We start from the raw sequence: 21,679 nt of genomic DNA on the forward strand, positions 1-21,679 counted from the left end.
GTTTTCAGCGCCGGCCGAAACGCTTGGCGTTTTCGATCAGCGCGGCCACCGGGGCCAAGCCGTAGGGCGAGCGTTCCTCGATGGCCTTGAGCACGCTGCCGCCGCCGGTAAAGAAATAGTATTGCGCATCGTCGAGCACCGAGAGGTACAACCCCGGGCAGAGGTCTTTGAACTCTTGCAGGGTGTCGCCGCCGCCGTATAGTTTTTTGGCCTGGCGGTTGGCGTCGATTGTCGTGTCCAAGGCCTGGCTGCCGCTGGTGAAGTGGGGGGTGAAGCCCATCACGGCGTTGACGAAGATCGTGCGGGCCTGGCCCAGGGCCTCGCGCACGGCCGGGTCGTCGAAGCTGGCCGCGTCGATATCCAGCACGTAGCCCAGGTGACGGCCGGGGGTCAATTCACTCAGCGGGATGGTGCGGAAGGCCCCTTCCTGGCGGCCCAGCACATCGCTTTCGACGATCAGCGGCAGCTCGACGATCTTGCCGGCGGCCTTGTCCTTTCGCACCAGTTCGCCGGCGGCGGCGATGTCTTCCTCGGCCACGCCCTGGATGCGCACGCCGTATTTGGCGCACAGATAGGTGTTGTAGATCACCCCGCCCAGGATCAGCTTATCCACCTGGTCGTAGAGGGCGTTGATCGGGCCGATCTTGGTGTCGTACTTGGCCCCGGCCACCACGGCCACGAAAGGCCGGGCCGGTTCGAGCACCTCGGCCAAGTGGCGGATTTCGGCCTGCAGCAGCCAGCCGGCGTAGGAAGGCAGGTGCTGGGTGATGTCGACGGTGGAGGCGTGGGCCTGCCAAGAGCCAAAGGCGTCGTTGACGAAGATGTCGGCCAGGCCGGCCAGTTGCAGGGCAAAGGACTGGCGCTCGGGGCCCTTGCTTTCCTCGCCGGTGAACCAGCGGGTGTTGGGCAGATAGATGCCGGCGACCTCGCCGGCGCGCAGGCGTTTGATGGCCAGGTTGATGCTGGTGTCGATGGCCTGGATGCCCTGGGGGCCGGCGGGCAGGCTGGGCACCAGGAAGCGGCTGTGCAGCTTGCTTTCCAGGTAATCGACGATGGCGTCGACGGCTGAATCGGGGCCGGTGTTGATCACGCCGGCTTTTTTGTCGAGGGGCCGGCCCACGTGGGTCATCAGGATGGGCCGGCCGCCGCGCACGACGATGTCGAACAGCGTGCCCAGGGTGCGGTCGATGCGGAACGGATCGATGATGCGGCCTTTTTTGACCACGTTGTGATCGAAGCGCACCAGCACGACCTTGCCTTGCAGGTCGGCGTCTTGCAGCAGGGGCAGGCCGGGGTGCGAGCCGTGGATGGTCATGGCGGTCCTCCGCGGGGTTGGGGGGATGATTTTGCCGGCCGTGACGGCCTGATTGCTAAATATTGTAGCAGGGCGCGGCCACGGCCAAACGACAATTGCGCGGCGGGCGGTTCAAAGGCCGGCGGCGGCCTTGGCCTTGGCGGTCAACGCGCCTAGGAAAGCGGCCTTGGCCTTGGTATAGGCGATGCGGTCGGCGGCGTAACGTTTGGCCAGGGTCAGCTTGAGCCGGGCGTAGCGTTTGGCCTCGGCGGGGTTTTCGCGGAGGTAATCGCGGGCCAGCAACCAGTCCCACTGGGGGAAATGGGCCTCGATCAGGTGGATGTGGTGGGTGCGGCGACCGGCGGCGTCGCGCTTGATGAACCAGGCGTAGTAAGGCGGCGTGTCGTCGCCGAAGCTGGGTCGCCAAAAGTAATCATAACCCTGGGCCTCCAGAATCGGCGCGACGACATCCCTGGCCGAGGCGGGGCCTGGCGTCAGGGCCAGGATGTCGATGATCGGCTTGGCCGGCAGGCCGGGCACGGCGGTGCTGCCGCAGTGGCTGAGGCGATCGATGGCGCCGTCGGGCAGGCAGGCCAGCAGGTGGGCCTTTTCCCGGGCGAAGAGCGCGGGCCAGCGGGGATCCGGGTCGACGATTTCCACTGGTTCGGCCACCACGCGGGCGATTTTCTGGCGCAGTTGTTCGTCCATGGTCGGCAAGCGCTGGCCCGTGCGCGCGGGAGGCGGTTTTGGCGACCGCCTCCCGGCGTGTCATGCGTTCGATGGCTCTTTATTTACCGCGCCCACGGCCGGCCTTGCCCTTGTCGAGCTTGAGGGCCTTGGGCTTATGATCGTAGCCGGCCTCACCGATCAAGTCAATGAAGACCTCCTTGCCGTCGGGGCCGAAGCTCTCGACAAAGGCGGCGTAGATGATGCCCAGGTTGTTGCCCGGCACGTCCTTGAGGGCCGGCTTGGTGCGACGCAGCAGGTCGATCAGTTCGTCGCGCTTGATGAGGTTGGTCTTGTAACGGCGGCCCCATTCGTCGCCCATGACCTTGAAGGTCTGGTGATATATTTCGGTCTTGAGCGACTGGGGGCTGGGGATGTCCAGCGCGCCCAGGGCGCGGCCTTTGCTGTAATCGAGGTAAAGCACCGTGCCGCCTTCGGAGGTCTGGGTCATCCACGAGCCGCTGCGCAGGATCTCCTGGGTGGCGTCATATTTCTGGCGATAGATCACGGTGAAGGCGTTGATGAAGTCCTCGCGGTCGGCCAGGGAGCCCTCGGAGATGAGCACGATGAAGATATCCACGGCGTTCTTGAGGGTGCAGGCCCAGCCTTCCTCGAAGGCGGTGATCACATCGACGAAGTTGCGCGAGGTGTATTCACCGATCTCCGCGGCGGCCTTGCGGATGTGCGGGCCCAACACCAGGTCGGCGATGCGGTCTTCGTAGCCCAGGCGGAAGCCCTTCTTGAAGGCCTCCTTGAGGTCGGAGTGGACCTTGAAGTAGTCGAGGTTGTTGGGGTCGATCAAGGCGTGGACAAAGCTCATGTCCAGGGGCGAGGTGGGTTTGGTGCCCTGGGCCCAGAGCTTTTTGCCCCAATATTTGCCGGCCTGCTCGTATGACTCCAACGTGCGGGCCAGGCGCGGCGATTCGTTTTGGCCCGCGTTGGCCATCTCCAGGCCCTTGCAGCCGGCCAAGCCCAAAATCAGCGGCAACATGACGATGCAGGCCAAAAAGCCAAGTCGTTTTCGCGTGATGAGCGAATATGCCATGTAAATCTCCCCCGGCGTGGATGCGGTTTGCCCGAGCCGCCACGGTTGTTGAGGCGTTGGCGGCCTTGACAGGATTGTACTAAAAATCGTCTGAATTTGGGGCATTGTAACCCGCACGCGGCCGAGGGGTCAATCACGCGCTTGGGTGCGGCGTCTGGCCGGCGGGGCGTTGGCGCGCGGCCCGCCTCCGCCGGCCTTTGGCGTCAGAGCGGCTGGGTGATGGTCGCGCCGCCGTCGACGACGATGGTCTGACCGGTGATGAAACGCGCGCCCTGGCTGGCCAGGAACAGCACCGGGTGCACGATGTCCTCGACCTCGGCGATGCGGCCCAGGGGAATGGTGGCCTCTATCTTGCAGCGCAGCTCGTCGTTGCCCCAGAACGGCGCGCTGAAGCCGGTCTTGACCATGGCCGGGGCCACGGCGTTGACCTGGACGTTGTGGGGGGCCAGTTCGGCGGCCAACACCTTGGTCAGCATCTCGACGGCGGCCTTGGCCACGCCGTAGACGGTCATGGCCGGGGTGGCGATGCGACCGGCCACCGAGGATATGCTGACGATCTTGCCGGAGTTTTGCCCGCGCATGATCGCCGCGGCCTTGCGCGAGCACAAAAACGCGCCGTCCAGGTTGCTCTGGATGATCTTGGACCACAGGCCGTAGTCCAGGTCGGCCAATTGCGGCGACATCAGGTTCATGCCCACGTTGTTGACCAAAATGTCGAGCCGGCCGAATTTTTCGACGACGGCGGCGAACATGGCCTCGACCTGATCTTCCTTGGCGATATGGCAGGCCAGGGCCAGGGGTTGGCCGTCGATTGCCTGGGCCGCCTCGTCCAGGGTCTGCTGTTTGCGGCCGCAGATGACGACGTTGGCGCCCTCGGCGGCCATGGCTTGGGCCACGCCCAGGCCGATGCCCCGGCTGCCGCCGGTGATCAGGGCCACTTTGCCGTCCAGGCCGTATTTGATCTCGCTCATGGGCAGTCTCCGTTGGTTGATGGGTCAAGAAAAACCGCGCGGGGCGCGGGCCGGCTTCGCCTTGGTAAGAGCATTATCCACGGGCCGGGGCCCAAGCTCAAGGCCTGTCGGCGACGCGGACGTGGCTTGGCCTGGACAAACTCGTCACCGGGGTGTGGCAAAACTTGCCAAAAAGCGAAAATGCCTGCTAACCTCAATGAGATGATGTCGACTTTCCCGAGGATTGGCCGGGCGTTCGCGCCACGCCGCCCTCTCCCCCCAACGCGAGGACGAGAACATGCATCCATTGGCGGGCAAACCAGCGCCCAGGGAGATCCTGATCGACACGCCGCGGCTGGTCAGCGCCTACTACACCCTGCGCCCCGAGGCCGACGACCCGGCCCAGCGCGTGAGCTTCGGCACCAGTGGCCACCGGGGCTCGTCTTTGGATGGCGCCTTCAACGAGGCCCACGTGCTGGCCATCAGCCAGGCCATCGCCGAGTACCGCGCCGGCCGGGGCATCGATGGCCCCTTGTTCATGGGCATCGACACCCACGCCCTCAGTTGGCCGGCCTTTGTCACGGCCCTGGAGGTCTTCGCCGCCGCCGGCGTGACCACGATGATCCAGGACGGCTTTGGCCACACGCCAACCCCGGTGATCAGCCACGCCATCGTTTGCCACAACCGGGGCCGCGCCGACCACCTGGCCGACGGCGTGGTGATCACGCCCTCGCACAACCCCCCGGCCGACGGCGGCTTCAAGTACAACCCGCCCCACGGCGGCCCGGCCGACACGGCCGTCACCAAGTGGATCGAGGACCGCGCCAACCAGATCCTGGCCGACGGCCGCCGCCAGGCGCGACGCGTGGATTTCGCCAAGGCCCTCAAGGCCGACTGCGTCGTGCGCCACGACTACATCGGGCCCTACGTGGCCGATCTGGCCAACGTCGTCGATCTGGAGGCGGTGGCCCAGGCCGGGCTCAAGCTGGGCGTGGACCCGCTGGGCGGCTCGACCCTGGCCTTTTGGGAGCCCATCGCCCGGCGTTATGGCCTGGACCTGGAGGTGGTCAACCCGGTGATCGACCCCACCTTCGGCTTCATGACCGTCGACAAAGACGGCAAGATCCGCATGGACTGCTCCTCGCCCCAGGCCATGGCCGGCCTGATCCAGCACCGTCAGAGCTTCGACGTGGCCTTTGGCAACGACCCCGACGGCGACCGCCACGGCATTGTCACCCGCCAGGCCGGGCTGCTCAACCCCAATCATTATCTGGCCGTGGCCATCGGCTATCTTTTCGCCCATCGTCCGGGCTGGCCGGCCGGCGCGGCCGTGGGCAAGACCCTGGTCAGCAGCTCGATGATCGACCGCGTGGCCGCCGAGTTGGGCCGGCCACTCAAGGAAGTGCCGGTGGGTTTCAAGTGGTTTGTCGACGGGCTCATCGACGGCGGCTACGGCTTTGGCGGCGAGGAGAGCGCCGGGGCCTCGTTCCTGCGCCGCGACGGCGCGGCCTGGACCACCGACAAGGACGGCCTGATCATGGACCTGCTGGCCGCCGAGATCACCGCCCGCACGGGCAAGGATCCGGCCCAGCTCTACGCCGAGCTGACCCAGCGCCACGGCGACCCGGTCTACCAGCGCAGCGACGCCCCGGCCAGTCGCGAACAAAAGGCCGTCTTGGCCAAGCTTTCGCCCGAGATGGTCCCGGCCGACGAGCTGGCCGGCGAGCCCATCCTGGCCAAGCTGACTCACGCCCCCGGCAACGGCGCGGCCATCGGCGGGCTCAAGGTCGTCACGCAAAACGGCTGGTTCGCCGCCCGGCCCTCGGGCACCGAGGACATCTACAAGATCTACGCCGAGAGCTTCAAGGGCCGGCAACATCTGGCCCAGATCCAGCAAGAGGCCCAGGAAATCGTCGGCCAGGCCCTGGCCCGAGCCGGGGCCTGAACGGCCGTGGCCGGCGAAATCTGGGGCTCGCGCGCCGGGTTCGTGCTGACGTGCATCGGCGCGGCGGTGGGCCTGGGCAACATCTGGCGCTTTCCCTACATGGCCTACCAAAACGGCGGCGGCGCTTTTTTGCTGCCCTATTTTTTCGCCGTGCTCACCGCCGGCCTGCCGATGATGATGCTGGAGTTTTCGCTGGGCGCGCGCACGGGCCAGACCGCGCCCCGGGCCATGGCCTGGCTGGGGCGCTGGGGCTGGCTGGGCTGGTGGCAGGTGGGGCTGCTGTTCATCCTGGCGACGTACTACTCGGTGGTGGTGAGCTGGTGCCTGTGCTACGTGGTGGTGGCCGTTTTCCAGGGCTGGGGCGGCGACGCCAACGCCTTTTTCTACGGCCGCTTTCTGGAGCTGGGCGCGTCGGGCTTCGACTTCGGCCGCTTTCGCTGGCCGATCTGGGGCGCTTCTTGCGCCTGCTGGGCCCTCTGCGCCGGGCTGACCTACCTTGGTTTGCAGCGGGGCCTGGCCCGGGCCAACCGGCTCATGCTGCCGCTGCTGCTCGGGCTGACCCTGTTCATGATCGGGCGGCTGCTGCTGGCCCCCGGCGCGCTGGAGGGCGTCAACTGGCTGTTCGAGCCCGATTTCGCCAAGCTGGCCAGCATTGACGTGTGGATATCCGCCTATGGCCAGGTGCTTTTTTCCACCAGCGTGGCCGTCTCGGCCCTGATCACCTACGCCAGCCGCCTGCCCAAGGGCTCCGACATCAACAACAACGCCGCCGTCACCGTGCTGACCAACTCGGGCTTTGACATGCTGGCCGGGGTGATGATCTTCGCGGCGCTGTGCATGATGGCGGCCAAGACCGGCCAATCGCTGGACAAAGTCGTCGATTCGGGCATCAGCCTGGCTTTCGTGACCATCCCCGCGGCCCTCGACCTGACGCCCGCGCCGCGGCTGCTGGGCGTGTTGTTCTTTCTGGCGCTGTGCTGCGCGGGGCTCAGCTCGCTGGTGGCCATGGTCGAAGGCGTGGCCGCGCCGCTGAAGGATATCGTTGGCCTGGGCCGGCGCAAGGGGGCCATGCTGGTCTGCCTGGCTGGCCTGGCCGGCGGCACGGCCTTCGCCTTTGGCGACGGGCTGCGCCTGCTGGGCGCGGTGGATGGTGTGGTCAGCAACATCGGCATGACCTCGGGCGCGTTGTTGGAGGTGGTGGCGGCGGCCTGGTTCAGCGGCAAGCTGGGCCAACTTTGGCGTTCGGCCAACGCGGTTTCCGATTTCCCCGTGGGCGCGTGGTGGCTGTTCTGCCTGCGTTTCGTGACGCCGCTGTTTTTGGGGTTATTGTATATTTTCAACATAATCGAAAAAGTGCGGGAATACATCGCCGGCGGCCAGGACGCCGGCTTGATCGCCTGCGGCTGGGCGGCGTTGCTGGGCGCGCTGGCCTGGGCCCTGTGGCGGCAAAGCCGCGACGCCTCGCCGGGCCGGGAGTCCGCGCGATGAGTCTGGGGGCGATCATCACCATGGTTTTGGGCTTGACCATAACCTGGGGCGGGGTGGCGTGGTGCCTGCGCCGGGCCATCAAGGCGAGCCCGCGCCGCCGCGCGCGCCGGAGCGACCAGTCATGAAGCAGATCGACGAATTGGCCGTGGCCAGCGGCAGCGGCGCCATCAACGACCCCAAGCAACTGGCCGCCGCCCTGCGCGTGGGCCATCAGGTGATGATCCAGAAGCAGGGGGCCAACGCCAGGTTCCGCGCGGTCATCGTCGGCTGGAGCGACGACCGCTACGTCATCGCCGAACTACCCCGCAGCCAGACCATCAGCGGCCACGTGGCCGCCGGCGACGAACTGGTGCTGCGCTACATCCTGCGCGGGGTGGTTTACGCCTTTGTCTGCCGGGTGATGCATGTCGCCTTCGACCCTTCGCTGGCCGTGCTGGCCTGGCCCGGCGGCATGAGCGCCCTGCCGCTAACCACCGAGCGCCGCCTGAGCGTGCAGATTCCGGCCACCATGGAGATCGACTCCGAGGAGACCGGCGGCGTGACCCTGCTGGCCACGGTCACCGACGTTTCCAGCGGCGGCTGCCAGGTGGAGGCGGTGACCGTGGGCGGCCCGGCCCTGAACATGGACCAGGGCGTCCGGGCCAAGCTGCGCCTGTCGCTGGTCGGCAACCGCCGTGAAAAGACCGTCGAAACCGAAATCCGCAACGTCATGGTCAGCGCCGGCAAGGTTATCCTGGGCATGAGCTTCGTGGACAACGCCGGCCTGGACCTGCGCGAGCTGGCCGAGGAGTTTTTCAGCGCCGGCGGCCAGTGAGGCCTTGGCGGCCGCGCGCCCGCCAAGGCGCGCGGCCGTTGAAGCATGCCTCAGCGCAGGGCCCAGAGCCACTTGCCGACGATTTGCGGCCGTTCGATGACGCTGGAGTCGATGTAGAGCGGCAGGCAGTAGACCGGCGTCCGGCCCAGCTCGGGGTGCTTGGCCACGGTGGCGGCCAGGGCCTTTTGCACGGCCGCGCCGTCGCCGGTGATGACGATGGCCTGGGGCTGGATCGTGGCCAGGGCGTCGAGTTTGCGGATGGTCACGTGGCCCTTGTCGGGCGTCTGGCCTTTGGGGACAAGCCCATCGCCCACGTTCTGGCAGCCCAAGGGCCCGAGGATGAACTTGTCGGAGTAGCCGCCGGGCGTCTCCACGCGGATGAAAGTCTTTGTCGTTTCAGGCTGATAGACGCCGTTGAGCACCACCACCCGCTTGCCGGGCTTGCCTTGGGCGATCTTGGCCTCCAGATCGGCCGAAGCCTTGGCGTAGGTGGCGGCCAGGGCCTGGCCGGCCTTTTTCTTGCCCAGCAGGGCGGCCGTCTGGACGATGGCCCCCTCGATCCCCTTGGAAAAATCGACATACTCCACCTTGACGTCGAGGCCCTTCAGGGCCGGGGCCACGTCGGTGGGTTTGACGTCGGGCTTGAGGATGCAAAAGGGGTCGGACTTTTCGATGATCACCAGCTTGACGTTGTTTTCGTTGATGAAATCGATGAGGTTGTCCTGCTTGGCGTTGATCAGGCACTCCGGGCAACCCAGCGGCTTGGCCAGCATTTTTATCTTGTCGCACAGGGGCCAGATGGAACATCTCACGCCCATGGCCGCCGGGTAGACGCCCAGGTTGTAGGCGATATCCACCACGCGGTCGCCAATGACGACGATGTTTTGCTTTTCCAGCTTGTGCCAGACGCCGGCGGCCAGGGCCGCGCCGGCGCTGGCCAACAGCAGCGCGGCGCTCATGGCCAGGATCAGATGGATTTTCGCAACGTGTTTGGCGCGGTTGAAGCGCATTCCCTTGCTTCCTTTCGCCCCGGCCCGGCGCGTTTGGCCGCGCGCCGGGCCGGAGCCACGTGATGAAAAACAAATCCGGGCCCCGCGGGGCGGCCGGGTTGATCAGCCTGTTTGTTGGGTCAGTTTTTCGCTGGGCGAGAGCAACGTCTTGCCCACGTTGTGGATAAACAGCAGGCACGAAACCAGCAACATGGCCCCGCCGACGACCACCACCTGCTTGACCCCGCCGGCGATGGCGCGAAACTCCGGGCTGCCCTCGGAAAAACCGCTGGGGATGGCCACCACGCCCACCAGATGAAAGCCAATCGCCAGCGTGAGCACGCCCATCACCTGCAAGACCAGGTTGCCCAGGCAGAGCGGGGCCCGGTAACGGTTGCCGCCCTTGACGGCCTCGGCCGCGAAGTAGAACAGGCCCATCAGCCCGGTGGTGGCCCAGCCGACCAGGGCCACATGCACGTGGATCTTGCTGACGAAATTGCCGAAAAACGGCTTGATGTGCCGTGGCTCCAGGCCCAGTACGAAGGCGTAGAACTCCTGGAAGGCGAACTTGGTCGGGTGCATCAGGCCCTCGATGGTGCCCATGGCGAAAAAGAGCATCGAGGCCAGCATGAAGCGGATGGCGGTGGTTTTGCCCAGGCTCGTTTGCGTCATCGCGCGCGCGCTTTCGGTCTGATCGACGTTGGTTAGAGTTCCCATCTGAAGCCCAGGTAGACAAAGGCCGGCTGAATGTCGTAGGCGGCGACCTCGGTGTCGAAGATGTTTTTCATGCCGGCGTAGACCTGGGTGTTGGCCCAGAGGTCCTTGCCCAGCCAGGCGTCCAGGGTGGTGTAGTCGTCCAGCGAGCCGCCCAGGCCGTCCTCGGCCCCCGAGAACCAGTTGAAGGCCACGCGCGCCCGCAGGCCCAGGGGTTTGATGCTCCACTGGGCGTTGAGGTTGCCCTTGAACTCGGGCTGATCGGCCAACTGCTCGCCGGTCTGCTTGTTTTCGGTTTTCATGTAGGTGGCGCCAGCGCCCAGCCGCCAGCCGCAGGGCAGGTTGATGGCGGTCAACAACTCCAGGCCGCTGGTCTCGGCCTGGGCGATGTTTTCGTACTTGTAGGTGTTTTTCAGCGAACTGCCCGAACCGCGCGAGGACTGCAACACCGCCTCGATCAGGTCGTCGATGTCGTTATGAAAATAGGTCAGCTCCACATCCAGGCCCCGCGAGACGTCCAGGCTGCCCTGCAAGCCGATCTCGTAGGTCTGGGAGGTTTCCGGTTGCAGATCCTTGTTGGGCAGATAAGTGTCCTTGCCGCGCCGTTGATAGGTGGTCACGTAAAGCTCGTTGGCGATGGGCGCGCGGAAGCCGTGGCCGTAGCTGGCCTTGATGCGGGCGTAGTCGGTGAGGGCGAAGCTGGCGGCCACGCGGGGGCTCCACTCCGAGCCGAACTCGCTGTGATCGTCCACGCGCAGGCCGGCCACCAGGTTAAGGCGCTCGAAGAAGACCATGTCCACCTGGCCGAAACCGGCCTTGTTTTCGCTGTCGTACTCGGGCGAGACGTTGTCGGCGCCCCGCGAGTCCTCGCGCAGCTCGCCGCCCAGGGTGGCCGTGGCGAAGTCGGCGATCCTGGCCGAAAAGCGCCCTTCGTACTGGGTGCGCTCGTACTCCTCGTTGGTCAGATAGTAGGGGTCGGTGACGCGGGGGGTCAGGTCGATGTCGGTTTTGTACTTGGACTGATAGGCCTGGAGAAAAACGCCGTAGCGCTCGGCGAACGTGCCGTCGTAGTTGACGAAAATCTCGCTGTTGACGTCGGTGGCGTCGCGGTCGGTCAGGGCGTTCTGGATATCGCGCAGGCCCTGGCGCTTGAAGTCGTTGTAATAGCCGCCCAGGCTGAGGGCGTGATGCTCGCCCAGGTCCACGGCGGCCTGGCCCGAAACATAGCCCTGCTTCAGGTCGTCGCCGTCGTCGGGGGCCACGCCGTCGTAATCCCAGCCGTTCTGGCCGCGGTAGGCCCCGCCGACGATAAAGCGAAACGGCGCGACGCCCAAGCCGGCGTAAGCCTGGGGCAAGACCTCGTCGCCGCCGCTGTGGGTGTTGGTCCCCACCTTGACATCCGCGCCGGCCACGGTTTTTTCCTTGGGCGGCTTGCGGGTGATGATGTTGACCACGCCGCCCAGGGCGTCGCTGCCAAACAGGGCCGACGACGGCCCGCGCACGATCTCGATGCGCTCGATCATCGTCACGGGGATCTGGTTCAGGTCGGCCAGCCCGCGATAGCCCGGGGCCATGCGCCGGCTGTCGATGAGCACCAACGTGTGCAACGGCCCCGCGCCGCGGATCGACGGGCTGATCACGCGGCCCGATTCGCTCTCCAACACCAGGCCCGTGACCTCGCTCAGGGCCTGCGACACCGAGTCGGCGCCCATCATCTGGATCTGGGCCTGGTCCACCACCTGGATCGAAGCCGGGGCCCGCGAAAGCTTCTGCTCCGCCAAAGTGGCCGACACAACCATCGGTTCAAGCGTTTCGGCGTTGGCGCCAGGCCCGGCCTGATCGGCCAGGCCTGGGCCGGCGGCCAGGGCCAGGCACGCCGCCCCGGCCAGCATCGCCGTAATCATCGATTTTCGCATCTGACTCTCCACCATGATCCAAAGAAAGTGCGGTTGTTCATGGCGGTTTGTTATCATCGAAAGAATATGATTTCCACAAAAAAATAAATATTACCAAACAAAATAAATATAAACTAATTTCCCTAGCGAACACATCGCCTATGCGGTGCTTTTGCCGGGAAGGGCCAGCAGATTAGCCTAAAAATTTAGTGTGGATGCTGGCGGCGCGAAGCGCCGGGCCAAGCGGCGGGAGGAGGCGACGGCCAGGGCCGCCAACGAAAAAGCGGGCCGTTGTCGTCGACGGCCCCGGGAACGCGCGAAAACGGCGTTGAGATCCGCCTGCCACCAATCCAGTTCGTCGTCGAGCGACCAATAGGCGTCGGCCCTGACGCCCGTGTTGGTTTAGACGTAGTCGTCGACCTCGCGGTTGTCGTAGCTCAGATAGCGGACGGCGGAATCCAGGGCCAGGCCGAACTGGCCCGTTGGGGGTGGCCCTTGGGCGTGTGGCGCGCGCGGCGGCCGGTCATTCCAGCAGCTTGTAGTTGCCGGCCAGCCAGTCTTGCACGCCGTTGACGTACCACGGGCCAAAGCGCCGGTCGCTGGGGCCGCCGGCCAGGGTCGAGTGCAACTGGCGGGTGGCCATGTCGCAGATGAAGCGCAGCGACGGGCTGAAGGTGGTCAGGCGGCCGGCGCTTTTGAAGATCTGGCCCTGGGGGATGGTGGCCCGACCGCCGGGCAGGGCGATGGGCCCATGGTCGAAGCCCAGCCAGGCCGGCAACTTGCCGCCAAAGAGCAGATGGCTCAGCATGATCTGGCGGGTCTGGCCATAGGGCTTGACCGGCTGGGCCAGGCCTTCCTCCAGGGCCCGGCGCAGCAGCTCCTCGCGCGGCCGGCCGTCGAACCAGGCCGAGTCGGCCTTCATGATCACCTCGTCAAAGTTGCCGTAGTAGTCGTTGAACGCGCCGGTCTCGGTCAAAACGTAGTCGATGACCGGCCGGCCCATGCCGCCATCGCCGAAAACGACGCGGATCATCGCCAGATAGACCGACTCGAAGGCCGTGGCCCCCAGCGAGTCGGCCTGGTAGGACAGATCCCAATCGGCCAGGAGGCGGCCCTGTTGGCTATCGGGCAACAACGGCCGCAGCAGGGTCATGAAGCGCTCGGCCTGCAACGAATGCAGGTCGAAGTGCATGGCCTTGAAATAATCCACGCCCATCTGGCGGCCCTGGCGCAAGAGCTGGCTGATGCGGTTGGCCCGGTAGGGGGCCATGGGCAGGTTGATGGGCTTGGCCGTGCCCAGGTGGTTGAGGTCTTGGTTGGCGGTGACGATGAAGCCCTCGGCCGGGTTGTATTGGCTGGGCAGCTTGTGCTTGTCCACGTAGCCCTGGTGGTTGTGTTTGGCCTCCCAGCCGGGCATGGGCAGCAGGCCGCTGAGGCCGGGGGCGCGCTGGAACATGCGGCCGCTCATCTGGTAGCCGATGTTGCCGGAGTCGTCGGCGATGACAAAATTGAAGGTGGCCGCGTCCAGCTCGCGGAAGCAGGCCATGGCCTGGGCCACGTCCTGGCAGCGCAAGAGGTTGAGCAGGCCGTTGAACTCGCCCGCGCCGCAGCCGTGGCGGGCCGACCAGCCCAGCACCAGCTTGTGGCCCTCGGCAAAGGGATCGCCCTCCAGCACGCCGTGCTCGTTTTCATAAACCGTGAAGCTGATGGGCTGGCCTTTTTTGACCTTGATGATCTCCTGGCGCGCGCGAAACTCGCGCCACTGCTCGCCCCGGCGATACTTGCCGCCCTGGCACTGCTCGATGCGAAAATCGAGCATGTCCATGAACGAATAGGTGGCGCTCCAGGCGATGCGGCTGGTGCGGCCCACGATCGGCCCCGGCGCGCCGGGGATGCAGGCGCCGATGATCGTGTCGTCGGGCAGATGGGCGACGATCTCTTGCCAGATGGCCGGCAGGCGGTTGACCTCCAGATGGGGGTCGCCGCACAGAAAGGCCGCGCCCGAGGCGGTGTGCCGGCCGCTGACGGCCCAGTTGTTGCTTGCCTGGAACTTGGGCAGCTTGGCCAGCCACTTGACGGCCTCGGGCACAAGCGGCGGCGACAGCTCGATCTTTTTGATCAGGTCGTAGTCGATGGGCTCGCTGAGGTAGGGGAACAACTCGCGGATCTTGGCCTCGGGCAGGTCGTTCTGGATCATCTGGATCAACAGGCGCTGGGCCCCCATCTGGGCGTCGACCAGGCCCACGAAACCGAAGGCCTTGCCCAAAAGCAGGCAATCGGCCACGCTCCAGGGGTCGGGCTTGTAGCCCATCAGGCGCATTTCCCAGATCAATCCGCAATCGGCCAGGCCCTGGTTGAAGCCGGCGCAGTAGGAATCCAGCTCGGCGCGGACCTGGGGTTGGAGCTTGGCCATTTCGCCTTCGAGGTCGGCCTGGGGCAAAAAGTCCATCAGCCGCATGAACTTGTCGATCTCGATCAGCGCCGGATCGCCTTGCAGGCACTCGGCGGCCCGGCCGCGCAGCAGGACGCGCATCAAAAGCGCCTCCAACTGGCGGTCGGCGGCGTGGGTCCAGCCCAGGCCGAACTGCATGTCCCGCGTGGAGGCCGCCTCCAGCACCGGCACGCCACCCACGCCCCTGATGATTTCCACGGCCCCGTCGGCCCCGCGCAACGTGATCTTTTTGTGGCCCAGCTTCATTTGGCTCTCTCCCTCGCGCGGCCGGCCGCGGTCGCGGCTCAGTCCAAAACCATCAGGAACAACGCCTCGATATGCTTGACGTCCTCGGTTTCCATGGCCTGGATGATCTCGGCGTGCATGCGTTTTTTCATCTCGGCGAAGATGCCGCGTTTTTTCTCGAAGGTGGCGGCGTAGGCGATGGCCTGGCTCAGCAAAAGCTCCGGGTCGGCGATGGCCTTGGTCACCACGCCCATCTTTTCCAGCTCGACGCCGCCCACCGGTCGGCCGCTGAGCAGCAGCTCGTTGAAATAGGCGTTGGGCATGACACGGCTGACGTACTTGATCATGCTGGGCAAAAACGGGATGCCCACGTTGATCTCGGGAAAGCAGAAATAGCCCCGGTCGGCGCGCATGAAGCGAAAATCGCAGCCGCAGGCCAAAATCGAGCCGTTGCCGTAGGCGTGGCCGCCGATCACGGCTATCGATGGGATTGGCAGCAAAAGCAGCGACTTGAATAGTTCGTTCATGGAATACATGAACTGCTTTATCGTCTGGGCGTCGCCGGCCTGCTGGCGCTCCAGCAGCCATTCAACGTTGACGCCCTGCGAAAAATTCTTGGCGTCGGCCGAGGTCAGCACCAGCGACGAGACTTCGGCGTCGGCCATGATCTCTTGCAGGCAGGCCAGCATGCGTCGGGCGAAATCAAGGTCTTGCTTGTTGGGCCCATCGTCCATGGTCAACACGGCGACCTTGCCCTCTTTGCGCCAATGGGTTTTGGCCATGATCGGTTCTCCTTGGGGAATTGACGGCGTTGTCGGGCCATAGTAACAAGAATCGACGGGCTTTGACAATCGCGCCGGCCGCCCGGCGCGCCTTTGCCCGGCCCACGGGTCATTTTTACCTGGCCAAGGGGTGGATTGATTTTGCTACAATTCCTCTAGGGGTGAGTCACCGGGGAAAGCAAGGACAAAATACGCCGCCATGGACCAATCGCAAGAGGCATTGGCCGAACAACTGCGCCTGGCCAAAGAGAAAATAGCCGAGTTGGAGCGCCGCCTGGGCCAGGAGGAATCGCTTTTCCGCCAGGCCGTGGATCAGTCGCCCCTGGGCTTTTGGCAATGCCAGGCCAGCGGGCTCAAGGACGCGCTGGCCGCGCTGTGGCCCGGCTCCGAAGAGGGCCTGCGTCAACGCCTGCGCCAAGAGCCCGCCGCGCTGGACGGCCTGCTGGCCGCCTGTCGGCTGGCCCATGTCAACGAAACGGGCCTGCGCCTTTTTCAATCGCCCAGCAAAAAAGATTTCGCCCGCAACTTCAAACAGCTACTCAGCGTCCACTCCCGCGAGGCCCTGATCGAATCCCTGGCGGCCATGGCCGCCGGCCGGGCCAACATGCTGCTGGAGACCAGCGTCCACGATCGCATGGGCCAAAAACGCCACATCTCGCTGTTCTGGACCATCCCCGCCGCCCACGCCCACGACTGGTCGCGCCTGATGATCACCGTCGCCGACCAGACCACGCGCAAGGCCGCCGAGGAGGCCCTGCGCGAAAGCGAGCGCCGCTACCGCGTCTTGTTCCATGAAAGCCCCAACGTCATGTGGCTGGTGGACCCGGCCGACGGCGCGATCATCGACGTCAACCAGGCGGCCTGCGATTTCTACGGCTACCGCCGCCAGGAACTGCTGACCATGCGCGTCGGCCAGATCAACACCATGGGCGACCAAAGCCTGAACGCGGCCATGAGCGACGCCGTGCTGGGCGGCCAGAAGCGCTTCGAGTTTCGCCATCGCCTGGCCAACGGCCAAATCCGCGACGTGGAGGTCTACGCCGGGCCGATCACCCTCGATCATCGCCGGCTGATCTACTCCACCGTCTACGACATCACCGCCAACAAGCAGGCCCTGGAGGCCCTCAAAAAGGCCGAAAACGACTATCGCGGCATCTACGAAAACTCCCAGGCCGGCATCATGCGCTCCTCGCCCGACGGTCGCCTGCTGGCCGCCAACCCGGCCATGGCCCGCATCTTCGGCTACCCCGACGCCCAGACCATGGTCGCCGAAGTCGTCGACACCGCTCGCCAGCTCCACGCCGACCCGGCCCAGCGCCCGCTGTTGCTGGAGCGGCTGGAGCGCGACGGCCAGGTGCGCGATTATCTATTGCGCGCCCGCCGCCGCGACGGTTCCTTGGTCTGGTGCAGCGTCAACATGCGGGCCGTGCGCGAAAATGACGGCCGCCTGAAGGTCATCGAGGGCTTTGTCGAGGACGTCAGCGAAAGCGTCGAGGCCAAGGAGGCCCTGGCGCGCAGCGAGGCCCTCTACCGGGCCATCGTCGACAACTCGCTGTCGGCCATCTACATTTTTCAAGACGACGTCATGGTTTTCGTCAACCGCGCCTTTTGCCAGATGCTGGGCGCGGCCGAGCCCAGCCAGGCCCTGGGCCATCCGTTCTGGAAGTATATCCACCCCGCCGACCGCCAGTGGGTGGCCAACCGCGCCCGCCGCCGCGCCGAAGGCGAGGACATGCCGCCCCATTACGGTTTCCGTTGCGTGCGCCTGGACGGCTCGGTGATCTGGGTGGACATGCAGGCGGTGCGCATCGAGTATCAGGGCCGGCCGGCCGTGCTGGGCAACCTCATCGACATCACCGAACGCAAGCTGCTCAACGAAAAACTGGCCCAGGCCCAAAAGATGGAGGCCGTGGGCACCCTGGCCAGCGGCATCGCCCACGATTTCAACAATATTTTGCAAACCATCGGCAGCTACGTGCAGGTGGGCGCCGAAAATTGCGCCCCCGGCCCGGACAACGACGGCTGGCTCGGCCAGATCGACAGGGCCGTCGAGCGCGCCGCCGACCTGATCAACCGTCTGCTGGCCTTCAGCCGCAACATCCAGCCCCAGCTCCGGCCGGTCAACCTCAACGACGAAGTGACCCAGACCCTGCGCATCCTCGAACGCACCCTGCCCAAAATGATCCGCCTGGAAACGAACCTGGACCCCGACTTGCCCCTGATCAACGGCGACGCCATCCAGTTGGAGCAAGTCATCGTCAACCTGGCCGCCAACGCCCGCGACGCCATGCCCGACGGCGGCCGCCTGAAAATCAAGACCGCCGCCGTCGAGTTGGGCAAGGAATTCTGCGCCACCCGGCCGGGCCTGCGGCCCGGGCCCCACGTCATGCTCAGCGTCCGCGACAGCGGCCCCGGCATGGATCAAGCCATCCTCGAACAGGCCTTCGACCCCTTTTTCAGCACCAAGGAGATTGGCCAGGGCGTGGGGCTGGGCCTTTCGCAGGTCTACGGCACGATCAAAAACCACCACGGCCATATCGAGTGCGAAAGCGCCCCCGGCCAGGGCGCGCGGTTTGCGATCTACCTGCCGACCCTGATCGACGCCCCGCTGGAGGCCTCCCCGGCCCCGCGGCCGGCGCTCGAACCACCGGCCGGCCACAACGAAACGGTGCTCCTGGTCGACGACGAAAAGGCCATCCTGGAGGTGGGCCGGCACATCCTCGACGAAAACGGCTACGCCGTGCTCTGCGCCGAAAGTGGCGAGCGGGCCCTGGAGTTGCTGGCGGCCAACCCCCACGTGGCGCTGGTGGTGCTGGATCTGGGCATGCCGGGCATGGGCGGGCGCAAGTGCCTGGAAGAGATCAAAAAAGGCCGGCCCGACCAGCGGGTGATCGTGGCCAGCGGCTACTCCGACGACGGCAACCGCCAGCAGGCCCTGGCCGCCGGGGCCGCGGCCTTTCTGCCCAAGCCCTACCGCCTGCCCGAGTTGCTCAGACTGGCCCGCCAGGTGCTCGACGGCTAGCCGGCGGCGGAGGCGACTTGGCGCTGGTCGTCGAACCGCTCGTCGGGCGGGTGGCCCAAAAGCTCCTGCACGGCCCGCCGGGTGGCTTGGGCCAGGCCTTCCAGATCGCCGGGGGCGAAGATCGTCGGGTCGACGGGCGGGCCGATGCGCAAATCGATGACGCCACTTTCGGGCAGCAGCGCGCCGGGCTTCATCAGGTCGGCCGAGCCGCTGATGGCCACCGGCACGATGGGCCGGCCGGCGGCCTCGGCCAGCAAAAACGCGCCCTTGCGGAAGGGCAGCAGATGCTCGGGGGCGCGGTTGCGCGTACCCTCGGGGAAAATCACCACCATGGCCCCGTCGCGGATTTTTTGCGCGCCGGCCTGCAAAAGCTTGGCCGTGTTGCCGGCCTTGGCCCGCGAAACCGGGATGTGCACCATGCGCAGGTGCCAGCCGATGAAGGGAACCTTCAGCAGCGAGGCCTTGGTCACCCAGCAGACGTCGCCGGGCAGCCCGGCCAGCACCACGGCGATGTCGGCCGCCGATTGATGGTTGGAGGCCACCACGAAGCCGCCGCCGTCGCGGGGCAGGTTTTCCAGGCCGCTGACGCGCAGCCTGAAGCCGGCCATCCCGCACAGGCCCTTGCCCCAGGCCCGGGCGAACCAACGGGCCCCCCGCGGCCAGAACAACCCGGTGATCATCGACAAAAGGCCCAGCACGGACGTGCTGAGCACGAAGCCCGTGGCTTGCAACGCCTTCTTGAGAAAAAGTGGCATCGATTTCGCGCCCCGCCCGATCGGTTTTTCGCCCAAAAAAAGCCACGGCCGAAGAAATTTCACAAGCAACATTACTTATTGAACGGGCCTCAGGCAAGGCCATTTTTACGATCGGACAAAGTCGAAAGGGCGTGGCCGCCGTCATGACATTTAATTTGGCCGATTGGCCGCCCGCCGCTATTGTTATAATCACGAATAGAATTTTCGTTGTTCGCGCAACCACCATCGGCCGGCCCACCGCCGGTTTCGTCGCGCCTGGGGTTTGGCCATGCAGAGCATCAAATCGGCCTCGGTCCGCATCTGGGCGGCACTGGGCCACGGCTGGCCCAACGAGCCCAACCAGCTCCAGGATCTGACCTGGTGGCGACGGCGCATGGTCGAGGCCATTTTGCTCTTTGCCGTGGCCTGCGGTTTGATAGCCTATCTGCCCGGCGTCTACCTGGCCCTGCGCGAGGATCTGTGGTCGGTGGCGGCGGTGGACACGGCGGCCTACGCGGCGCTGATTTATATTTGGCGCAGCCAATTGATCGATTGGCGCATCAAGGCTGGGCTATTGCTTTTCGTGTCCTTCGCCCTGGGCGCGGTGTTGCTGGTGGCGGTGGGCTTTTACGGGGCGGGCTACCTGTGGCTGCTGGGCTTCTGCGTCTTCGCGGGGTTGATCTGGGGCCTGCGGGCGGCGGCGCTGAGTTTTGCCCTTAACCTGGCGGCCATGGCCCTGCTGGGCTACCTGCTGCACCTGGGCCTGCTGGACTGGGCCAAGCCGGTGGAAAACGCCCTGGCCAAATGGGTGGTCATCGCCACCAGCTTCCTGTTTCTTTCGGCGGTGCTCAGCGCCAGCCTGTCGGTGCTGTTCAAGGGCCTGCAGACATCGTTGTTCCAGGCCGTGGAGGCCCGCGGCGGGCTGGAGCGCTCCAACGCGATGCTACGCCAGGAGGTCATGGCCCGCGAGCGAACCGCCGCCGACCTGCAGGCCTCGGAAGAACGCTACCGCGAGTTGATCGAGAGCATCAGCGACTGCATCCTGACTCACGACCAAAACGGCGTGCTGCTTTCGATCAACTCCCTGGCCGCCAGTTCCCTGGGCTATCGGCCCGAGCAGTTGGTGGGCCGGCCCATCGCCGATTTCCTGCCGCCGACCTATCGCGAGCGTTTCGCCAACCACTACATGGCCCAGATCAACAAGGTCGGCCAGGCCATGGGCGTCATGGAGATCCAGGCCAGCGACGGCCAGACGCGCTATCTGGAGTATCGCACCGCCCTGGTGCGGCCGCCCGAGGGTGCGCCCTACGTCAGCGGCCTGGCCCGCGACATCACCCGCCGCGTGGAGGCCGACCGCCAGGTGCGCCGCCTACAGGAGCAACTGGCCCAGGCCCGCAAGATGGAGGCCCTGGGCACGCTGGCCGGCGGCATCGCCCACGATTTCAACAATATCCTGGCGGCGATCATGGGTTACGCCGAGATCTGCCAGGCCGCCGTGGCCGACGGCCAGGGCCAGGAAAACGACCAGCGCCTGGAGCTGATCATCAAAGCCGCCGAACGGGCCCGCGACCTGATCCGCCAGATCCTGACCTTCAGCCGGCCCAAGGGCAAGGACATGCGGCCCACCCGCCTTGGCCCGTTGATCGAGGAGGTGCTGGGCCTGTTCAGAGGCGGCCTGCCGGCCAGCATCGCCCTGAAAGCCGACCTGGCCGCCGGCCAGGCCGTGGTCGTCTGCGATCCGACCCAGATCCAGCAATTGCTGATGAACCTTTGCGCCAACGCCATGCACGCCATGGAGCAGCGCGGCGGCGAAATCCGCGTTGGCCTGGAGGTGGTGGACCTGAGCGCCGGCCAGGACGGCCTGACGCCCGGCCGTTACGCCCGCCTGAGCGTCTCCGACGACGGCGACGGCATCCCCAAGGCCATCGCCGACCGCGTTTTCGACCCCTTTTTCACCACAAAGGCCGAGGGCAAGGGCACGGGCATGGGCCTGGCCGTGGCCCACGGCATCGTCGCCGCCCACAACGGACGCATCGGCTTCGAGAGCGCCCCTGGCGCGGGCGCGACCTTCCGTGTCCTGCTGCCCCTGGCCGCCGAGGGGCCCACCGTCGAGGCCGACCGACCGGCCCGGCCCGCCGACGAAACGCCCCTGGGCGGCTCGGAGCGGGTGTTGTTCGTCGACGACGAAAAACCCCTGGTCGACATCGCCCTCAGCGCCCTGGGCCGCCTGGGCTACCAGGTGCGCGGCTTCAGCGACCCGGCCCTGGCCCTGGCCGAGTTCCAGCGCGACCCCACGGCCTTTGACGTGGTGATCAGCGATCAGACCATGCCCGGCATGAGCGGCCTGCAACTGATCCAGGCCCTGCGCGATCAGCGGCCAGGCCTGCCGGCCATCCTCTGCACCGGTTACGGCGACATCGACGCCGCCGAGGCCGCCTCCCAGGCCCGGCCCGACATCCTGCTGCAAAAGCCCCTGGGGCGCAACCAACTGGCCCGGGCCCTGCGTCAAGCCCTGGCCCAGGGCTAGGCGCGCGTTTTTTTGGCCGCGCCGACATCGTTTGCCCGCGCCAGCAGCCGCAATGTTTCATACAATGAAAAAAGAAC

General features: G+C 65.9%; 16 protein-coding genes. 6 read left to right on the forward strand and 10 right to left on the reverse strand.

Annotated elements, in window-relative coordinates; all coding sequences use genetic code 11:
* Positions 1 to 4: 4 nt before the first annotated feature.
* The 4 genes from DEBA_RS00580 to DEBA_RS00595 all read right to left on the reverse strand — a co-directional run bounded on the left by DEBA_RS00580 (position 5) and on the right by DEBA_RS00595 (position 4,036).
* Complete coding sequence (locus DEBA_RS00580; protein WP_013256952.1) at positions 5 to 1,315, reverse strand: phosphoglycerate kinase; 1,311 nt, start codon at positions 1,313 to 1,315, stop codon at positions 5 to 7.
* Between the two features lie 111 nt (positions 1,316 to 1,426).
* Entirely contained in the window at positions 1,427 to 2,002 is a 576-nt protein-coding gene (locus DEBA_RS00585) for a GrpB family protein (protein WP_013256953.1), read from the reverse strand.
* A gap of 79 nt (positions 2,003 to 2,081) precedes the next feature.
* Entirely contained in the window at positions 2,082 to 3,065 is a 984-nt protein-coding gene (locus DEBA_RS00590; RefSeq protein WP_013256954.1) for a hypothetical protein, read from the reverse strand.
* 203 nt (positions 3,066 to 3,268) lie between these two features.
* Positions 3,269 to 4,036, reverse strand: coding sequence for an SDR family NAD(P)-dependent oxidoreductase (locus tag DEBA_RS00595; RefSeq protein WP_013256955.1), 768 nt, complete (start codon positions 4,034 to 4,036; stop codon positions 3,269 to 3,271).
* A 277-nt stretch (positions 4,037 to 4,313) separates the two neighbouring features.
* Between DEBA_RS00595 and pgm the strand changes: the two genes are divergently transcribed.
* The 4 genes from pgm to DEBA_RS00610 are packed head-to-tail and all read left to right on the forward strand — an operon-like array spanning position 4,314 to position 8,262.
* Positions 4,314 to 5,960: a phosphoglucomutase (alpha-D-glucose-1,6-bisphosphate-dependent) gene (pgm, locus tag DEBA_RS00600; protein WP_013256956.1), complete on the forward strand. Its 1,647-nt coding sequence runs from the start codon at positions 4,314 to 4,316 to the stop codon at positions 5,958 to 5,960.
* Between the two features lie 6 nt (positions 5,961 to 5,966).
* The gene (locus DEBA_RS00605) at positions 5,967 to 7,448 is read left to right on the forward strand and encodes a sodium-dependent transporter (protein WP_013256957.1); all 1,482 of its coding nucleotides are present in this window, start codon (positions 5,967 to 5,969) and stop codon (positions 7,446 to 7,448) included.
* 20 nt (positions 7,449 to 7,468) lie between these two features.
* Complete coding sequence (locus tag DEBA_RS18995; protein WP_407639301.1) at positions 7,469 to 7,573, forward strand: MetS family NSS transporter small subunit; 105 nt, start codon at positions 7,469 to 7,471, stop codon at positions 7,571 to 7,573.
* Positions 7,570 to 8,262, forward strand: coding sequence for a flagellar brake domain-containing protein (locus DEBA_RS00610; protein WP_013256959.1), 693 nt, complete (start codon positions 7,570 to 7,572; stop codon positions 8,260 to 8,262). The genes DEBA_RS18995 and DEBA_RS00610 overlap by 4 nt, the downstream gene beginning before the upstream one ends.
* Positions 8,263 to 8,312: 50 nt before the next feature.
* Here the strand turns inward: DEBA_RS00610 and DEBA_RS00615 are convergent, their stop codons facing one another.
* From DEBA_RS00615 to DEBA_RS00635, 5 genes are all read right to left on the reverse strand, one after another.
* Positions 8,313 to 9,272, reverse strand: a complete 960-nt coding sequence (locus tag DEBA_RS00615; protein WP_013256960.1) for a substrate-binding domain-containing protein — start codon at positions 9,270 to 9,272, stop codon at positions 8,313 to 8,315.
* Between the two features lie 102 nt (positions 9,273 to 9,374).
* A complete protein-coding gene (locus DEBA_RS00620; protein WP_148227741.1) occupies positions 9,375 to 9,923 on the reverse strand; it encodes a hypothetical protein in 549 nt (182 codons plus the stop codon).
* A gap of 32 nt (positions 9,924 to 9,955) precedes the next feature.
* Complete coding sequence (locus DEBA_RS00625) at positions 9,956 to 11,881, reverse strand: TonB-dependent receptor plug domain-containing protein (protein WP_013256962.1); 1,926 nt, start codon at positions 11,879 to 11,881, stop codon at positions 9,956 to 9,958.
* A 502-nt stretch (positions 11,882 to 12,383) separates the two neighbouring features.
* Complete coding sequence (locus tag DEBA_RS00630) at positions 12,384 to 14,558, reverse strand: penicillin acylase family protein (protein WP_013256963.1); 2,175 nt, start codon at positions 14,556 to 14,558, stop codon at positions 12,384 to 12,386.
* A gap of 38 nt (positions 14,559 to 14,596) precedes the next feature.
* Positions 14,597 to 15,319 (reverse strand): enoyl-CoA hydratase/isomerase family protein, encoded by a 723-nt coding sequence (locus tag DEBA_RS00635; RefSeq protein WP_013256964.1) that lies wholly within the window; start codon positions 15,317 to 15,319, stop codon positions 14,597 to 14,599.
* Positions 15,320 to 15,518: 199 nt separating this feature from the next.
* Between DEBA_RS00635 and DEBA_RS00640 the strand changes: the two genes are divergently transcribed.
* Positions 15,519 to 18,341 (forward strand): PAS domain-containing hybrid sensor histidine kinase/response regulator, encoded by a 2,823-nt coding sequence (locus DEBA_RS00640; RefSeq protein WP_013256965.1) that lies wholly within the window; start codon positions 15,519 to 15,521, stop codon positions 18,339 to 18,341.
* Here DEBA_RS00640 and DEBA_RS16575 read toward each other — a convergent pair.
* Entirely contained in the window at positions 18,338 to 19,096 is a 759-nt protein-coding gene (locus DEBA_RS16575) for a lysophospholipid acyltransferase family protein (protein ID WP_013256966.1), read from the reverse strand. The two genes, DEBA_RS00640 and DEBA_RS16575, sit on opposite strands and share 4 nt — an antisense overlap.
* Positions 19,097 to 19,364: 268 nt before the next feature.
* Between DEBA_RS16575 and DEBA_RS00650 the strand changes: the two genes are divergently transcribed.
* Positions 19,365 to 21,602 carry an ATP-binding protein gene (locus tag DEBA_RS00650; RefSeq protein WP_013256967.1) on the forward strand — a complete coding sequence of 746 codons (2,238 nt, stop codon included), beginning with the start codon at positions 19,365 to 19,367 and terminating at the stop codon, positions 21,600 to 21,602.
* The last annotated feature ends 77 nt before the right edge of the window (positions 21,603 to 21,679 follow it).

Origin of the sequence: Desulfarculus baarsii DSM 2075, assembly GCF_000143965.1 — a bacterium.
Lineage (GTDB): Bacteria > Desulfobacterota > Desulfarculia > Desulfarculales > Desulfarculaceae > Desulfarculus > Desulfarculus baarsii.

What these genes read in the sequence shown, in the direction of transcription:
- DEBA_RS00590 (WP_013256954.1), bottom strand. Translation starts at nt 3,065, where the DNA reads ATGGCATATTCGCTCATCACGCGAAAACGACTTGGCTTTTTGGCCTGC.
- DEBA_RS00580 (WP_013256952.1), bottom strand. Translation starts at nt 1,315, where the DNA reads ATGACCATCCACGGCTCGCACCCCGGCCTGCCCCTGCTGCAAGACGCC.
- pgm (WP_013256956.1), top strand. Translation starts at nt 4,314, where the DNA reads ATGCATCCATTGGCGGGCAAACCAGCGCCCAGGGAGATCCTGATCGAC.
- DEBA_RS00630 (WP_013256963.1), bottom strand. Translation starts at nt 14,558, where the DNA reads ATGAAGCTGGGCCACAAAAAGATCACGTTGCGCGGGGCCGACGGGGCC.
- DEBA_RS00585 (WP_013256953.1), bottom strand. Translation starts at nt 2,002, where the DNA reads ATGGACGAACAACTGCGCCAGAAAATCGCCCGCGTGGTGGCCGAACCA.
- DEBA_RS18995 (WP_407639301.1), top strand. Translation starts at nt 7,469, where the DNA reads ATGGTTTTGGGCTTGACCATAACCTGGGGCGGGGTGGCGTGGTGCCTG.
- DEBA_RS00650 (WP_013256967.1), top strand. Translation starts at nt 19,365, where the DNA reads ATGCAGAGCATCAAATCGGCCTCGGTCCGCATCTGGGCGGCACTGGGC.
- DEBA_RS00625 (WP_013256962.1), bottom strand. Translation starts at nt 11,881, where the DNA reads ATGCGAAAATCGATGATTACGGCGATGCTGGCCGGGGCGGCGTGCCTG.
- DEBA_RS00640 (WP_013256965.1), top strand. Translation starts at nt 15,519, where the DNA reads ATGGACCAATCGCAAGAGGCATTGGCCGAACAACTGCGCCTGGCCAAA.
- DEBA_RS00615 (WP_013256960.1), bottom strand. Translation starts at nt 9,272, where the DNA reads ATGCGCTTCAACCGCGCCAAACACGTTGCGAAAATCCATCTGATCCTG.
- DEBA_RS00610 (WP_013256959.1), top strand. Translation starts at nt 7,570, where the DNA reads ATGAAGCAGATCGACGAATTGGCCGTGGCCAGCGGCAGCGGCGCCATC.
- DEBA_RS00595 (WP_013256955.1), bottom strand. Translation starts at nt 4,036, where the DNA reads ATGAGCGAGATCAAATACGGCCTGGACGGCAAAGTGGCCCTGATCACC.
- DEBA_RS16575 (WP_013256966.1), bottom strand. Translation starts at nt 19,096, where the DNA reads ATGCCACTTTTTCTCAAGAAGGCGTTGCAAGCCACGGGCTTCGTGCTC.
- DEBA_RS00635 (WP_013256964.1), bottom strand. Translation starts at nt 15,319, where the DNA reads ATGGCCAAAACCCATTGGCGCAAAGAGGGCAAGGTCGCCGTGTTGACC.
- DEBA_RS00620 (WP_148227741.1), bottom strand. Translation starts at nt 9,923, where the DNA reads ATGACGCAAACGAGCCTGGGCAAAACCACCGCCATCCGCTTCATGCTG.